The sequence below is a fragment of the Kribbella endophytica genome, from assembly GCF_054781295.1.
Window position 1 is genome coordinate 877,974 of the sequence record NZ_BAAGUR010000004.1, and the last position, 15,157, is coordinate 893,130.

The 15,157-nt window shown below is 67.0% G+C and carries 14 protein-coding genes; 6 read left to right on the forward strand and 8 right to left on the reverse strand.

Annotated features, from left to right (window positions below):
- The first annotated feature begins 61 nt into the window (after positions 1-61).
- From ACYVIO_RS35850 to ACYVIO_RS35860, 3 genes are read left to right on the forward strand one after another with little or no spacing between them, the layout of a single operon-like run.
- Complete coding sequence (locus tag ACYVIO_RS35850) at positions 62-613, forward strand: TetR family transcriptional regulator (protein ID WP_460655413.1); 552 nt, start codon at positions 62-64, stop codon at positions 611-613.
- Positions 606-1,322, forward strand: a complete 717-nt coding sequence (locus ACYVIO_RS35855) for an ABC transporter ATP-binding protein (protein ID WP_460655414.1) — start codon at positions 606-608, stop codon at positions 1,320-1,322. The genes ACYVIO_RS35850 and ACYVIO_RS35855 overlap by 8 nt, the downstream gene beginning before the upstream one ends.
- Positions 1,319-2,074, forward strand: a complete 756-nt coding sequence (locus tag ACYVIO_RS35860; RefSeq protein ID WP_460655415.1) for an ABC transporter permease — start codon at positions 1,319-1,321, stop codon at positions 2,072-2,074. The genes ACYVIO_RS35855 and ACYVIO_RS35860 overlap by 4 nt, the downstream gene beginning before the upstream one ends.
- A 5-nt stretch (positions 2,075-2,079) precedes the next feature.
- Here the strand turns inward: ACYVIO_RS35860 and ACYVIO_RS35865 are convergent, their stop codons facing one another.
- Both ACYVIO_RS35865 and ACYVIO_RS35870 read right to left on the reverse strand, forming a co-directional pair.
- On the reverse strand, positions 2,080-2,847 hold the full coding sequence (locus ACYVIO_RS35865; RefSeq protein WP_460655416.1) for a sensor domain-containing protein: 768 nt from the start codon (positions 2,845-2,847) through the stop codon (positions 2,080-2,082).
- Between the two features lie 343 nt (positions 2,848-3,190).
- Complete coding sequence (locus ACYVIO_RS35870) at positions 3,191-3,748, reverse strand: hypothetical protein (RefSeq protein WP_460655417.1); 558 nt, start codon at positions 3,746-3,748, stop codon at positions 3,191-3,193.
- A gap of 374 nt (positions 3,749-4,122) precedes the next feature.
- On the opposite strand from ACYVIO_RS35870, the gene ACYVIO_RS35875 reads away from it, so the two are divergent.
- Positions 4,123-7,110: a helix-turn-helix transcriptional regulator gene (locus ACYVIO_RS35875; protein ID WP_460655418.1), complete on the forward strand. Its 2,988-nt coding sequence runs from the start codon at positions 4,123-4,125 to the stop codon at positions 7,108-7,110.
- Here the strand turns inward: ACYVIO_RS35875 and ACYVIO_RS35880 are convergent.
- Positions 7,107-7,493 (reverse strand): hypothetical protein, encoded by a 387-nt coding sequence (locus ACYVIO_RS35880; RefSeq protein ID WP_460655419.1) that lies wholly within the window; start codon positions 7,491-7,493, stop codon positions 7,107-7,109. The genes ACYVIO_RS35875 and ACYVIO_RS35880 overlap by 4 nt on opposite strands.
- A gap of 1,349 nt (positions 7,494-8,842) precedes the next feature.
- On the opposite strand from ACYVIO_RS35880, the gene ACYVIO_RS35885 reads away from it, so the two are divergent.
- A complete protein-coding gene (locus ACYVIO_RS35885; protein WP_460655420.1) occupies positions 8,843-9,031 on the forward strand; it encodes a hypothetical protein in 189 nt (62 codons plus the stop codon).
- Positions 9,032-9,178: 147 nt separating this feature from the next.
- Here ACYVIO_RS35885 and ACYVIO_RS35890 read toward each other — a convergent pair whose 3' ends face one another.
- From ACYVIO_RS35890 to ACYVIO_RS35900, 3 genes are all read right to left on the reverse strand, one after another.
- Positions 9,179-9,736, reverse strand: a complete 558-nt coding sequence (locus tag ACYVIO_RS35890; RefSeq protein ID WP_460655421.1) for a discoidin domain-containing protein — start codon at positions 9,734-9,736, stop codon at positions 9,179-9,181.
- 109 nt (positions 9,737-9,845) lie between these two features.
- Entirely contained in the window at positions 9,846-11,075 is a 1,230-nt protein-coding gene (locus ACYVIO_RS35895) for an ATP-grasp domain-containing protein (RefSeq protein WP_460655422.1), read from the reverse strand.
- Between the two features lie 44 nt (positions 11,076-11,119).
- Positions 11,120-11,329 (reverse strand): MbtH family protein, encoded by a 210-nt coding sequence (locus ACYVIO_RS35900; RefSeq protein ID WP_460655423.1) that lies wholly within the window; start codon positions 11,327-11,329, stop codon positions 11,120-11,122.
- A 35-nt stretch (positions 11,330-11,364) separates the two neighbouring features.
- Between ACYVIO_RS35900 and ACYVIO_RS35905 the strand changes: the two genes are divergently transcribed.
- On the forward strand, positions 11,365-11,934 hold the full coding sequence (locus ACYVIO_RS35905; RefSeq protein WP_460655424.1) for a GNAT family N-acetyltransferase: 570 nt from the start codon (positions 11,365-11,367) through the stop codon (positions 11,932-11,934).
- A 14-nt stretch (positions 11,935-11,948) separates the two neighbouring features.
- On the opposite strand, the gene ACYVIO_RS35910 is transcribed toward ACYVIO_RS35905, so the two are convergent.
- Both ACYVIO_RS35910 and ACYVIO_RS35915 read right to left on the reverse strand, forming a co-directional pair.
- Positions 11,949-13,484 (reverse strand): amino acid adenylation domain-containing protein, encoded by a 1,536-nt coding sequence (locus ACYVIO_RS35910; protein ID WP_460655425.1) that lies wholly within the window; start codon positions 13,482-13,484, stop codon positions 11,949-11,951.
- Entirely contained in the window at positions 13,481-15,133 is a 1,653-nt protein-coding gene (locus ACYVIO_RS35915) for a condensation domain-containing protein (protein WP_460655426.1), read from the reverse strand. Before ACYVIO_RS35915 ends, ACYVIO_RS35910 begins: the two co-directional genes overlap by 4 nt.
- Positions 15,134-15,157 lie beyond the last annotated feature (24 nt).

The following is a 15,157-nucleotide window of genomic DNA, read 5'->3' on the forward strand; positions in this document are numbered from 1 at the left end:
TTCAACGGGAGCGCAAGTCCCTGCTCTCGCCCTTCAGATTGTTAGCGGCTAACATTCTGAGGTGACCAAGTTGCTCCGGACTCGCCACCGTCTCCAGCAGGCAGCCCTCGAGCTGTTCGCGGACCAAGGGTTCGACGCGACGACGGCGGCGCAGATCGCCGCCCGCGCCGGAGTCACCCAGATGACCTTCTTCCGCCACTTCCCCACCAAGTCGGCCCTCCTCGTCGACGATCCGTACGACCCGGTCATCGGCGACATGATCCGGGCGCAACCGTCCGGCGCCGATCCGATCACCCTCGCCGCACGCGGCGTTCGCAAGGCCTGGCAGGACCTGCCACCGCCGGCCGCCGACGAGGTCCGCATCCGGCTGAGGATCGTCGCGCAGACGCCGTCTCTGCGGGCCGACCTCGCCGCCGGGACAGCCGCCACCGAAGCCGTGGTCACCGAAGCTCTGGTTGCCCAGGGCATCGACCCACGGACGGCGGTCGTTGCCGCGGGCGCCGTACTGGGCGCTCTCAACGCCGCACTGCTGGCGTGGAGCCTGACCGATGACGGCGACCTCGGCGGAGCGATCAACACCGCCCTCGACACTCTCGAACAACGCCATGACTGAGTACGCCGTGCACGCACACGGCCTGGTCCGCGTCTTCGACGACGGAACCGGCGTCCGCGGCACCGACCTGCACGTCTCCCCCGGCGAGATCCACGCCCTCGTCGGCCTCAACGGCGCCGGCAAGTCGACCTTGATGCGTCTGCTGCTAGGCATGCTCAAACCGACCGCCGGCCGCGTCAGCATCGCCGGACGAGACCTGGAACACGCCGACTGGTCGACGGTCGGCCACCTCGTCGAGTACCCGCTCGCCTACCGCGAACTCACCACTCGGCAGAACCTCGCCCTCGGCGCCCGCCTCCACGGCGTACCAGCACACGACATCCCCGCGATGACCGACGCGATCATCACCGAGCTCAAGCTCACCCAGTACGCAGACCGCCGCAGCGGCAAGCTCTCCCTCGGAAACCGCCAGCGCCTCGGCCTCGCCTCCGCCCTGCAACACCGTCCGCGCCTGATCGTGCTCGACGAACCCACCAACTCCCTCGACCCCTCCGGCGTCATCCTGCTCCGCGAAGCACTGCTCCGCCGCGCCGCCGACGGCGCCGGCATCCTGGTCAGCAGCCACCACCTCGACGAGGTCGCCCGGATCGCCGACCGCATCTCGATCCTCAACGCCGGCCGCGTGATCGGCACCCTCGACCCCCGCGAGACCGACCTAGAACGCACCTTCTTCGCCCAGGTCCTCGCCGACGACAAGGCCCACGCATGAACGCCGCCTTGGCCACCGAAGCCGTCAAACTCCGCCACGCCACCGTCGCCCGCGCGACCCTGCTGCTGATGGCCCTCGGGATCTCCCTGATCTGCTCGACGATGCTCCTGGCCGCCGGCACCGACGACCCCCAGCTCGCCGCCAAACTCGGCGCCCTCGTCGACCCCGGCGGCTGGACCGGCTACCTCACCACCGCCGCCCAGGTCACCGGTGCCGCCGGCCTACTCGCCCACGGCGTCCTGCTCAGCTGGCTCTTCGGCCGCGAATTCACCGACGGCACCATCACCGGCCTGTTCGCCCTGCCGATCCCCCGCCGCACCATCGCAGCCGCGAAACTCGCCGTCTACCTCACCTGGAGCATGATCGCGAGCGTCGCACTCCTCGCGGGACTGGTGATCCTCGGCCTGGCCGCCGGCCTGGGCAAGATCCCTGGCGACGCCGTACCGGCTCTAGGCCGTCAACTCGTGCTGTCCGTGCTGACCTGCGCGATTGCCGTACCGGCAGCCTGGGCGACCACCTTGGCCCGCTCCGTCCTGGCCGGCATTGCCACCACGATCGGCATCGTCGTCCTGTCCCAGATCGCCGTCGTCGCGGGAACCGGCGGCTGGTTCCCCTTCGCCGCACCAGCCCTCTGGGCGATCAGCGCAGGCACCGAAGTCTCCGCGGCCCAGCTCCTCGCCGTAGCCCCCGTCGTACTGGCATCCGCCGCGCTCACCCTGCTCAGCTGGCACCGCCTCCAACTGGACCGCTGACGGGATCAGGTACCAGACGTAGCACCGAGAGCCTTGGTGGCCTTGTCGACCGCGGCCTTGGTCAAGAAGTCGATGTCACCAGGTGCTCCGCCCATTACCGTCACCGACACCACGACATCCTGTACGCCGGTGGTCGCCATCGTGACCTCCAGCCCCTCGAGCGGCCCGCTCGACGCACTGAACCGGACCCCCACCGGAGTGGACCCCACCTTGGGCGCGGACACCTCGCGCACCGTGATCGGCGAGCGCCCCTCCCCCGGGATCGACAGCGTCATCCCCCGGCAGCTCCGGATCGCCTGCCGGAACGAGTTCTGCAGCGCCTGCACCGCGGCCGACGAGCCCATGGCGTCCAGCCCCTCGTCGATGAACGGCCCCTGCTCGCTGGCCGAGAACGCCCGGTACGCCGAGGCCTTCGACCCCGGCGCGACGTCGGCGTTCATGTACGCAACGAGCTTCGCGCACTTGGGATCCTTCGACGACATCTTCACGTCATCACCCTCGTCGCCGCTGTCCGGATCGATCGAGATCCCGGCCGGCAGGTCCTCCAACGCGAGCAAGGCCTTGGTGAGCTGCGCCGCGGTCCTTTGCGCAGCAGCGGGCGGCTTCGTGGGCGTCGGGGTCGCTGTCGGCGCGACCGATGACGGCGTCACAGTCGCCGTCGTACTCGGCGACGGCGAAGTGGTTCCGCTGGACTGCGACTCGCCGGAGCACGACGCGGCCACAAGAGTCAGGGTCGTCGCGGCAATGATGCTCAAGCCGAAGTGTCGGTTCACTGGTGTGCTCCCTAGGTCAAGGCATGACTGAGACATCGCCGACCAGTCTTCCCGGCACACCTGAACTGCCCCACCCGGACCTTCCAAGGCCAGGCGACCGCTACATCGTATCCTGCCCGCCTGGCGTTACACCGGAGCTTCACTTGCTCTCGGCAACGGTCAGATTCCGCCGACGGAGGGTTCGCTCTGCTACGACGGACCACCTGGACCGGACATCCACTGCCCTGCCTCCACTCGAGCGAAGTCCCCTGAGGTGGTGCAGTACGCCGACTGGGGCGAACGACCCGCTGCACACAGCAAGGTCGAGATGCCCGCCCGAAACAATCTCCGCGAAAACACGCACTCAGGCAGGTGGGCGCCGGGCCGTGAAATACCGGTTGGACCGTCTCAGGGATACCAACGGGATGAGTGCGGCCATCGCGAGCAGGACCAGGGCGCTTCGCGCGTAGTCCAGTACGAGGTACGAACTCGGGAACTCGAAGAACGGGGGTATGTCCGCGGTCGTGAAGCCCTGGGTGTCACCCCGGATCAGGGCGACGAGGCTGGACAGCGCCCACAGGGAGGCGAACACGGTCATCGTGATCCGCGCCCAGTGTCGGCCGCCGCGCATCTTGAGACCGAGCAGGGTCCAGAGGCCGCTCAGGAACAGGTCTCGGACCGTGAAGAAGATGAACAAACCGAGCAGGGGCCCGTTCACCTTGTCACGAAGTTCGACCATCGACGCCTGAGTGTCCCCGCCCGTCGTGCCGAACACGTCGTCCACAGCCATCTTCACAACCACGAAGGCGGCCACGTTGAGCACGATCGCCAGCGGCGGCACCACGACCGCGATCCAGAACGCGATCTCGACCGCGGCCGGTCGTCTGCCGGTGAAACCGTACGAGCGCGGCGGCGAAGGCATGCGACAGAACTATAGGCGTCCCCGCCTGAGCCGTCCCAGCAGCTGACCGCCCAGGAGATCTGCGCGATGGTCGCTGAACTCGGTGACCTGGCCCGCGTCCTCGATTACGTACGACGACGCACAAACGCGGGCTGATTTCTTCATCAGCCCGCGTGGGTCTTGCTGTGTCCGAGGGGGGACACGCACCTTAACCACAAGCCTAGATCTCAGCGCATGAGCATGGCAGATGGGCACGTGAAGCCCCCGGCCCTCAACTCCTCGATGCGTTCGGTGTACATACGTCTCAGCATTCGTCGTACCTGTCAGGGGTCCGAGTAGCGGACAGCCCGCTAGCGAGAGGGGCGTCGTTCGATCCGTCGGTGGACACTTGGCGCATGGGGACGTCCCTGGACAGCCCGGATCGGGAAGTTGTCGGCCGGGCGGTCGAGCAGCAGCTTCTCGTGAGTGCTCTGACGGGCACCATGAGTGGTGGTCCGTGCGCGGTGGTCGTCCACGGCGAAGCCGGCGTCGGCAAGACCTGGCTCGTTCGCCAGACGTGTGAAAGCTTCGGTAGCGACGCTGAGGTCCTTTGGGGTGGCTGTGTGCATTTTGGCGAGGCGTCGGTACCGTTCGCACCGGTGACCAGCGCACTCCAGGCCTGGCTGGCGCGGGCTGATGCGGCTACCCGCGCGGAGGTGTTCGCCGGAGCGGAAGAACTCGGCGCATTGCTGCCGGCACTAAGCACGGGTGATCATCGACCAAGGCAGCCAGGGAGACTGCTGGCCCTGATCGACATGGTTCTGAACCGCCTCGCCGAGCGAAAGCCGACCGTTGTCGTTATCGACGATCTGCACTGGGCGGACCGCACCTCGCTCGACACCCTTGCCTACCTGATTACCGGCTTCCGGGACCAGCGCCTGGCGTTGCTGGCGACCTGTCGTGACGAGCACCGGGGCGCGGGTCATCCGTTGCACGGTTGGCTGGCCGACATGCGGCGGATGCCGATGTTCAAGGAGATCCATCTCGACCGGCTCGACTTGGCAGCGACCGAGAGTCAAATTCAGCGGGTGCTCGGGCACGCGGTCGACATCGAGTTCGCCGCCGAGATTCACGAGCGCTCCTGCGGCAACCCATACCTCACCGAACTTCTGGTCCGCGGCCTGACCGGCGATGAACCGAAGGCTCCGACAACAGTGCCGGCCGTACTCCGCGACGCCTTGGTGGCCGGCTGGCATGGCCTCTCCGTCGAAGCTCGCCAGGCAACCCGCGTGCTCGCGGTCGGCGGCCGGCCGATCGACTTCGTTGTTCTGGCCGGCGTCGCGGCTGTGCATGGCATCCCGCGAGAGGCTCTGGCCAGCTGTCTGATCGAAGCGGAGGATCACGGCGTCGTACGCCATGATGACGAAGGCCGAGCATGGTTTCGCCACCCCCTGATCGCCGAGGCCCTGCACGATGCTGTGCCGCCCGGCGAAGCGGCGAACCTGCATTCGGACTACGTACGCATCCTCGAGTCGCAACTGGAGTCTCCACCTGGGCCCCTCGCGGCGGATCTGGCGATCCACAACCAGCAAGCCGGACGTATCGATGAGACCTACCGCTGGTCGCTTGTTGCGGCGGACTATGCGGAGAGTCTTCACGCCGCCGCAGAGCTGTCACTTCACCTGGAGCGCGCATGTTCCCTGTGGGATCGGGTCTCGCCGAGTCTGCGAGGGGAACCGGCCGAACATGTAGCTCTACTCCGTCGGGCGAGCCGGGCCTCGGACAGGGCCGGCCGGCTTGAGTCCGCGATTGCTTTGGCCGAGCAGGCAATGGCGCTCGTCGACCGCGGTCGCGATCCGCTGCATTTCAGCACCCTCCTGCGCGAGTGGAGCCTTGTCTACCTACGGCACCTGGCTCCGGGCAAGATCCTGCATGCCGCGCATACCGAGGGCATCGAACTGACCCGGGCCTTCCCTGACAGCCCTGAGCATGCCCAGGCCTTGGCCTCCCTTTCCATGGCGGAATACTGGGACGGACTACAAGACAGCGCTGCGGCCCATGCGGAACAAGCTGTGCAGGCAGCGCATCGATCCGGATCCCGCGCGGCCATGGCAGACGCCCTCATCGCTCGTTCACGTACGACCAGAGACGCAATGACATCATTGGCCGACGCCGAAGAGGCAGAAGTGCTCGCACGGCTCTGCGACGACAGCTTGCTGGTGGAAGACGCTGCAATGTGGCGAGTTGGCCGCCTTCGGCTGCTCGGTCGAATCAGCGACTCCGTCGAAGTGGCCAATCAAGCGTTTCGTGACGTGCTGGCGGCGGGCTCGCTGCAGTGGGGCTACTACCTTGCGGCCCAGGCCGCTGACGGGATGCTGCAACTGGGACGCTGGCAGGAGTGTCGTGAACTCCTGCGCACTGCGCTCGCCGCCAGGTGCGGGGGTATTCCCGGCGCCGCCGTCCGACTCAGTGCGGCACGACTTGCGGTTCGGACTGGCCAGGTGACGGAGGCCAAAGGGCATCTGACCCGCGTCCTCGAATTGGTTTCACCCACATATCCGATCCTTGCCCGACAACTGGGAGAGGTCACTGTGGAGGTTCTGGCGGCCTGTGGCGAGCCGCTGCGGGCGTTGGAGTGGCTACACGAGCGGAACGTGGTGCCGCACACCGAGGCGGACCTACACCGTGACGAAACCCTAGCCATTTTTGGCCACATCGCCGCCGAGGCCGCCGTAGCGGCCCGCGACCTCGACGACACCGCCGGTGCGCTACGCGCGGCGACACTTCTTGAAGAGGTCATCGACAACTGGCCCGAAGAGCGATTCGCCGGACGCCGACGGGATGTCGTCAACCAAGCCGCGTTCAGGGCTCTATTCGCAGCCGAGGCCGCGCGTTGCCGGCGGGAGGTAGGCCAGATGGAGCTGTGGCGGCGGGCGATCGAGAAGTGTGATCTCGCCGGCTGGCCCTGGGAGAAGGCCGTCTCGCGTCTGCGGTGCGCAGAGGCCATGATCGCGGACGGCTCATCAGGGTCGGCAGTGAACGACCTGTTGCGGCACGCGCACGCGACTGCCGAGGAGCTCGGAGCCCTGCCGTTGCGAGAGCAGGTCGAGTCGCTCGCACGGATGACTCGTGTGCCCCTGCGGCAACCCGTCCCGATCGCGGACACGACCCGAAGTCCGACACCGCTAGCCGGTCTCACAGCTCGGGAACGGGAAGTCCTGGCGCTCCTGGTGGCCGGGCGATCGAACGGCGAGATCGCCAAGGATCTGTTCATCAGTCACCGGACAGCAAGCGTTCATGTCTCCAATATCCTGCGGAAGACCGGCACCTCGAGCCGGGTGGAAGCGGCCGCTCTTGCCGAGCGGTTGGCCAGCCGCAACCCTCTTCAGGAAACGCCCGACTAGCCGGCCAGCGTGTGCCGGCGGTACAGCCACATGCAACCAAAGGCGGCGCCCGCCCCGCCAAGTGCCGAAGCGCCCGCCTTGGCCAGCTCGCCCCAACTGTCGTCCAACGTGCTCTGCACCGCGGCTGCCTGCACAGGCGGTACTTCGTACGCCGGGTCGTAATTCGGATAGTTGTACGTGTGGTTGTACTGCCCCGATCCCGGATCCGGATCTTTCAGCCTGGCCGACGCGTCGGCCGCGGTGAGAGCCACGGCACCCATCCCAACGATGGACAGTGCGACACCCGAGTACCTGCGCTTCACGATTCCTCCAGTGAGCCAATTGCGGCGAGCCGCCGCCTGCTCCAACCGTCGATCCACATGCCCCGCAGCCACATCGTCCACACCACCTCAGAAAGTACGCACAGACCCCTTAGAACCCCAACGGCCCCTGCACAGGAGAGATGAGCAGATGGGACTACATGAGCGGGGCGTCTTGACCGAAAGGTCCGTGACCATCTGTCAGACTCAGGCTGGGACCTGCCCCTTGCGGTGGAGTTGCTCTGACTCAGGACGGCGCGGAAGCTTCGCTGACCAGGGTGGTGATGCAGGCATCTCTGCCCGATCCGCCGGCTTCCTCGCGGGCCTGAGGTGACGCTCGCCCGCTGAACCAGGTCTTAATCTGGATGTGGTCGGCGCCTGGCTGTGGGGTTCCGTTGTTGGAGATGGTGATGTACTGAACGTACGACGGCGGTGTGACGATCCTGGACCCCGGTGAGGTTGCCCTGGGACCGATGATTCGACATGTCGCCGGTCCATTCGCCGTCATAGACCCACCAGTACCCTTTCGGGCAGTAGGGCCGCGACCGCTCGGGACCGCCTGACCGTCGCCGCAGTACGTGCGGAAGCTGTGGCGATCACAGCAACAATGACAGTCATCACTTTCCGGATCACGCGATCTCCTCCACTGTTCGCGTTACGCATGAGCCCGCGGTTGCAGGGGGCCGAACACATCGCCTGAACAGGTCGCAGTGGGCGACAGATCCACGACACCCTTTCCAGCCAAACGCAAGGCTTCTCAACGACTCGCCGCGCACGCTGCGATCGCGACCTTGCGAACAGATAATTCTTCACGAAGGATCTGGCGGGCCGTTTCCGCGCAGATGACATCCTTCGCCCCTCCGCTGGCCTGCGCAGTGAGGTGTCAGATGTCCAGACAGAGACAGCGAAGGCACGAGACCGCATTCTTCATCGTCGTTGCGACGGTCGCCGCCGCAGCGTACGCCGTGTACTCGTTCGCCACTCATGACTGGAACTCAGGTGTGTGGACTAGTTGCATCGCCGTCGGGGTGCCTTGCTGGTTGTTCGCGCTCAAGGCCCCGACAATCTGCGGCGTACCCACCAAGACCGGTGGTCGGTGCCGAAACAGAACGTACGGCGTCTTGTTCGGCTGCGGCAGCGCCGAAGGGCACACCTGGACAAAGTTCTTCTCCAACCTGGGCTGGCGACGCAACCTTCCGGTGCCTTCGCGGCCTGGTCGGAACGCGTCGCAGTCCGCCGAGTCCGCGCCACATCCCCACACCCGCGCTCGTCCCAACAGTTCAGATCAGCACCACGATCTGAGAGCAGCGATCGTGTTCTGGGCTGCCATGATCGCGACAATCGCCGGCGTTATCTCGATGACAACCGACCTGATCGGGCTGCTGTCGAAGTAGGCCGAAGCGATCACGGAGACCCTATGCAGACTTTCGACCGTGCCGGAGACCGGTGTGTGCTCGTCGAACCTCATCGACACCGTGACCACCGATCGAGCACCCGGCGGATGCTGCGGCGCGGTCGATATCTCCGCTCCGGCCGGGCAGGGCCTGGCGACCGGCATCGCAGGTGGGCTGCTCACGGTCATTGACTCCAAACCCGCCACGGCCTCGGGCTACTGCAACTGATGGATCGCGCAACGGCCACCGCTCCCAGCCCTGCCAGGGTCAGCGGCGGCGGCGTACCGCGCCGCTTGCTCTCCGCGCTGGCCGTCACGCATCCCCGTCAGCCGGGCCTTCCGCCCATTTCCGCGGATCAGGTCAACCTCTATGCCGCTACGTCCCGGAGCTCGCGGGCGAGGCAGGGGTCAGGAGATCGATCTCGAGGACGCCGTAGCCGTGGGCAACCATCTCCGGCACGCGGTTGACTGTGACTCGGACATACCGGGCGGTCGTGGACCCAGTGAACGGAACTGTATCGATGCGGCTGCCCGTGCTCGTTCCTGTGAAGACTGGGCGGTACGTACGATCGTCGGTGGAGACGTGCACGGTGAAGGCATTCTGCTGGGTTTCACCCAGGTACCAGGCGATCATCGTTCCGCACACCAGTTCGGCCGATCCGAGGTCGAGTGTCAGGCTGCCCCCCGATCCCATCCCCGACCAACGAGTGTCAAGATCACCGTCGATCGCTTGCTTGGCGGGATGTCCCGACAGCTCCGAACCTGCTCGCGCGTTCGCCGGCTGGAGGACATTCGCTTGCGCGCACCCACCGTCTGTGCTGGCAGCTGCCTCGCCGTCCGACGACTTGGTCACCACCATGGTCGAAAGGGTCAGTGCTGCGCCGAGCAAAAGACTCAGCGGCAGTCGCCGGCGCAGAGATCTGCTTTGAATCATGAGGGTTCCTCCCTGACATATCAGAAATAGAGACACCAAGGCTGAGAGCACCCGGTGTACCCGCTGACCACCGGGCTAGCGACGCCGGAGGCTACGGTGCTGCTGTTGATCACCCGCGCCTGGGAGGCCCGTCTGCGAACGGGGTGTGAGCACCAACTCCTGCGACCACGTCGGAGACCTCTACCTCAGCCGTCGTGAAGTCGAAGTCCAGCAGATCTCCGACTCGGTCCAGGATCGTGCGCATCTCGGTGTGCGACTCTGCTTGGCCGGACAGGAAGTCCAGTTGGGCGGTCGCGGTGCCACCTTCGAATACAGCGCCGGGCTCGGCGAAGAGCTGGTAGCGGGTGATGCCGGCCAAGGCGCCGACCTCCGGACCACCGGTGAAAGATCTGAGCCGCGCACGGCTGGTGGGTCCGCAGCTGTAGCGCTGGAAGTAGACGGACTTCGGCTCGACCGGTGGGACAGCGGGGCTCTGGCCGAGGGCAATCTTGGCGGCCAACGACACCAGGTCCAGATTGGCGGCCCGGAGGGCGAGGTCGGTGAGATTTCCGCCCAGGCGGCCGTTCACCTCGATGATGCGGGGGCCGGACGGCGTCAGCTTCACCTCGGTGTGGCTGATACCGAAGCTGATGCCCAGGGCACCGATCGCCTTGCCGGCCAGCGCCATGATCTCGTCCTGGTCGCGGGCCGGAAGGTGGCAGGGCCAGAACTGGCCCGTCTCCCGAAAGGGCTCCTCCAGCGGCAGCTTTCCGGTGACCGCGATGTGCTTCGTCTGCCCGTACGACGTGACGCTCTCCACGGACACGTAGTCGCCCAGTCCTGGTTCCGGGCACCCGTGAAGAAACTCCTCGGCGACCAGCGTCACCGCTGACCGGAGCAGGGGTTCCAGCAAGCGTGCACCGCTGTCTCGATCATGGACCAGATACGTGTCCCGGCTGGCTTCGCCATTGCTGGGCTTCAGCACCAAAGGAAAGCCCACCTCGTCGCAGGCGCCGCGCCAATCCTCGGGCCGAGTCAGCCGATGGCAGCGCACCGAGTCGACGCCTGACTCTGCCAGGCGCCGGCGCTGCGCGTACTTGTCCGTGACCAGCTCGACGACCTCCGCCGAATGTCCAGGGAGGTTCCAGACGGCCGCCAACTGCGAGGCCGATCTCAGCATCCGCTCGCTGAAGGTGACCACCCCGTCGGGACGTGGCCCCGCCAGCGCGTCATCGAGCGACCGCACTTCGCCCAGGGCCCGGAGTACCGGCGTCGCTCGCTGTGCGTGGAGGGACTGCGGTACGACGAAGACCAAGTTGGCGAACGGCCGCAGAGTTCGCGCGAACTCGAACGGCAGCACCGCCCCACGGTCGTATACGACCGCCAGTGTCGGTTTCCCGGCGGTCACGGCTGTTCCGACGCTGCCAGGGCCTGGCGAAGACTCAGCGGACGCAGATCCGTCCAGGTCCGCTCGATGTACTCCAGACAGTCCTCTTCAGAGCCGCTGACCCCGACCTCCGTCCAGCCCGGCGGCAACCCACGGCCGGCGGGCCACAGCGAGTACTGCTCTTCTTCGTTGCGTACGACGGTCCGCTGGCCGCTGCTGGTGGTCATCTTGCCTCCTGGCCGACTCGTGAGAGCATGTCCGGGTGAATTTGGTAGTGGAGCCGGTTGACGCGACCCGCTGGGAAGACCTGGCCGAACTCTTCGGCCCCAATGGCACGTACCGAGGATGCTGGTGCCAGACCTGGCGCCTGACCAGCAAGGAGTTCACGGCCAATGGGAACGCCGGGAACCGGGCCGCGCTCGAGTCGATGGTGAAGTCCGGGCAGCAGGTGGGACTGATCGGGTACGCCGACGGCACGCCGGCGACGTGGTGCTCCGTTGCTCCGCGACCGACCTTCCCGAAGGTGATTCGCTCGACAACGATCGCTCCGGCCGACCCCGACGACGAGTCGGTCTGGTCGATCGTGTGCTTCTTTGTCCGCTCCGGCTTCCGGCGCAAGGGGCTGCTCGACCCTATGCTGGCCGCCGCCGTGGACGCGGCACGCAAGGGCGGCGCCCGCGCCATCGAGGGCTACCCGGTCGACACCGAGGGCGGCGCCAAGCCAGGCGCTCTCTACACCGGCACCATCGAGCTGTACGAGCGCAACGGCTTCAAGGAACACATCCGCCCGTCCTCCGGCCGTCGCGTTGTAATGCAGCGACTGCTCGACTGACGGACGCCACGGGCTCACGGACTCGCTCCGAACACCGGAGCCGGCAGCGCGCGATGATCGACCTTGCCGCTGCTCGTCAGTGGAAGCGCCGGCAGCACCGTCGTGGCGGTAGGAATCATCGAACTCACGAGCCGCTGTGCCATCCGCGATCGCAGTTGCCGCGGATCGACCGTGACCCCGTCGGGCGGAGCGACGTACGCCACCAGGCGTTTGCGCCCGTCCGCGTCCACCCACACCGTGACGTACGCCTGCGCGACCTCCGGGTCGCGCATCAGCGCCGCCTCCACCTCACCGGGCTCGACGCGCACACCGTGCAACTTGACCTGACGATCGATGCGGTCGAGGAAGACCAGTCGCCCGTCCGCCAGGCGACGAACCCGGTCACCGGTTCGGTAGAGCCGAGCGCCCGGTTCGGTACCGAACGGGTCGGGCACGAAGGCCCTCGCGGTTTGCCCTGGACGACTGAGGTAGCCGTAGGCCAGCCCGGTCCCACCGATCACCAGTTCGCCGGGGACACCGTCCGGCACCGGATCGAGGTCCTCGTCCACGACGTACGCGACGTGGTTCGCGATCGGCAGACCGATCGGCGGGGATGTGTCCCACAGGCCGTCGCAGTCGTGCGTGATCATCGTGACCGTGCACTCGGTCGGTCCGTAGCCGTTGACGAATCGACGCCCCTGGTTCCACGCGTTGACCAGCGAACCCGGGTAGGCCTCGCCCCCGACGAACACCACTCGCAGAGCGGGCAAACGGGTCGGATCGAGCATGCCGAGCACAGCCGGCGGCAGATCGGCGACCGTGATCCGCTCGTCCTCGAGCAGCCGCTGCAGACGCCGTACGTTCAGCCGGTCGGCGTCGGACGCGACCTGGACCCGGGCTCCCGTGAGCAGTGCACCGAAGACGTCGAAGATCGACACGTCGAACACCGAGGCGGCGAAGGCGACGATCCGGTCGGCAGGGGTCAGCTGGAACAGTCGCTCGACCGCGGCCACGAAGCCGACGACCGCTCGGTGCGGAACGACCACGCCCTTCGGTGTCCCCGTACTGCCCGACGTGTAGAGAACGTAGGCGACGTCGTCACCGGAGAGCTTCTCGGCCTCGACCTCGCCAGGTCTGCCCGTCGATCGGGCCGCCACCCGCGGGATCGTCCCGTAGGCCTCGGAATCCAGGTCGTCGGTGACGATCACGCACGGCGACGCGTCGTCGAGGATCGTCCGGACCCGCTCGGCAGGCATGCCGCGTTCGAGTGGGACGAACGCGGCACCGGCCCGAAGGATTCCGAGCATCGCAACGACCAGCCAGGCATCACGTCGTACGGCGAACGCAACGCGCTCGCCGCGCCGGACACCCGCCGACCGCAGCCGGCCCGCCAGATCGGCCGACGCGGCATCGAGCTCCGCGTAGGTCAGACTCTCGTTGCCTGCAGCAACCGCAATCGCCTCGGGACTGCGCGCGACCTGCTCGGCGAACCGTTCCGGGATCGACCGGTCCGCGAACGGGAGCCGATGCCCCTGCCGGCGCAACTCGTCGTCGAGCACCTCGGCCGTCATCGGGACTCCCGTGCCGCGAGCTCCTGAGCCAGCCGATCGACCTCGTCCACGTCGAGAGCGGCGACCTGCGCCTCGAGCAGACCCTCCACCAGAACAGCCTGCGCCGCGATGGTGGGCCGCTCCATCAAGTCGGCGATCCTGACCGGCACACCGAACAGCTCGGACAGCCGTACGGCGAGCTTGGCGACCAGCAGCGAATGACCGCCGAGGCCGAAGAACGACGTCTCCACTCCCTCGACCTCGAGCGCCAGCAGAGCGGACCAGGCCGACGCCAGCTCCTTCTCCAGCATCGTGGTCGGCGGCGCTCCGGCATCCTCGTCGAGCCACGTGACAGCCGGCTCGCCGTGACCGGGTCGTAGAGCTTCCGGAAGCTCCACCGGCGTCCACGCAAGCTCGTCGACGCGGCGGTCGAGATCACTCAATGCCGGACCGAGTCCTGCGGCGAACCCCACGGTCATCTGCTGAACGAGCTCGGCGTCGTCCGCCTCGCGGTGCGCCCACTCCATCACCATGCCCGTCTCGGTCCGCCCGATCGAGACCATCAGCGGCAGCGTCGGCAGTCCAGGTGTCTCCAAGTCGAACACGCTCGTCTGCAATCCCGGCAGGTCGAGTGCCGGCAGATCGGCCTGCTGGTAGGTGAGGGAAACCTGCAGGAGCGGGTCGTCCGCACTCCGCCCGTACGAGCGCGCCAGGATTTCGTACGGCAGCTCCCGAGTCGCCAACGTACCGAGAACGGCGACGCGCTCGTGAGCGAGCAGCTCCCGCACGGTCACACCATCACTGACGTCGACCCGGCTGACGACGAGGTTGATGAAGTATCCGATCAGGTTCTGGTGCTCAGATCTCGTGCGCGCCGAGACCGGTGTGCCGAGCAGCACAGCCGGCACCCCGACGGCCCCGGCCCACCAACCACGGAAGAGTGCCGCGAGCACGATGTACGGCGTGAGGCGGCAGCTGCGCGCCACGTCGAGAACACGGTCCACGACATCATCCGGAAGTTGCAGGCGCTGGAGTCCGCCCTCGGCCGGACCTGGCCGGCTCGACAGCGGGACCGGCGGCGGCTCGCCGATGGCCTCCCGCGCCTTGGCCAGCAGACTCGCCAGGCGGTCTCCGCTGACCTCGTCGCGCTGGCGCTGGGCGATCTCGCCGTACTGCAGTGACAACGCCGGCAACGTGGCCTGCTCGCCGGTGACAGCCTGCCTGTAGAGGGCCTCGAGCTCGCGTGCGAAGACCGCACCGGACTCAGCGTCCCAGGCGATGTGGTGCCGAACCACGAGCACGACATGTTCGTAGTCGGACAGCCGGTACACCCTGGCGCGCACCGGAGGATCGCACGTCAGGTCGAAACCCCGCCGTACCTCGTCCACGCAGGTGTTCCGAACCTGCCCCGGATCACCTGACAGCTCCACCAGCTCGAAGTCGGGCTCGGCATTGCCGCCGACCTCCTGGACGCAGGTCTCGCCGCCGAAGTGAAACGTGCTGCGCAGTACGGCGTGCCGGGCCGTGATCTGTGAGAACGACTGACGCAGCGCGGGAACGTCGAGTGCCCCGGTGACCCGCACACTCAACGCAGGCGCGGCCAACGCCGCGGGGCCGAGCAGCTGGTCGACGAGCCACAGCTGCTCCTGTCCGAACGACAACGGATACATCGCGATCAGCTCCGGTTCACGGAT

Excerpts from the sequence above, each read along its gene's own strand:
- ACYVIO_RS35855 (WP_460655414.1), top strand. The coding sequence starts at position 606 with ATGACTGAGTACGCCGTGCACGCACACGGCCTGGTCCGCGTCTTCGAC.
- ACYVIO_RS35860 (WP_460655415.1), top strand. The coding sequence starts at position 1,319 with ATGAACGCCGCCTTGGCCACCGAAGCCGTCAAACTCCGCCACGCCACC.
- ACYVIO_RS35870 (WP_460655417.1), bottom strand. The coding sequence starts at position 3,748 with ATGCCTTCGCCGCCGCGCTCGTACGGTTTCACCGGCAGACGACCGGCC.
- ACYVIO_RS35875 (WP_460655418.1), top strand. The coding sequence starts at position 4,123 with ATGGGGACGTCCCTGGACAGCCCGGATCGGGAAGTTGTCGGCCGGGCG.
- ACYVIO_RS35890 (WP_460655421.1), bottom strand. The coding sequence starts at position 9,736 with ATGATTCAAAGCAGATCTCTGCGCCGGCGACTGCCGCTGAGTCTTTTG.
- ACYVIO_RS35900 (WP_460655423.1), bottom strand. The coding sequence starts at position 11,329 with ATGACCACCAGCAGCGGCCAGCGGACCGTCGTACGCAACGAAGAAGAG.
- ACYVIO_RS35910 (WP_460655425.1), bottom strand. The coding sequence starts at position 13,484 with ATGACGGCCGAGGTGCTCGACGACGAGTTGCGCCGGCAGGGGCATCGG.
- ACYVIO_RS35915 (WP_460655426.1), bottom strand. The coding sequence starts at position 15,133 with ATGTATCCGTTGTCGTTCGGACAGGAGCAGCTGTGGCTCGTCGACCAG.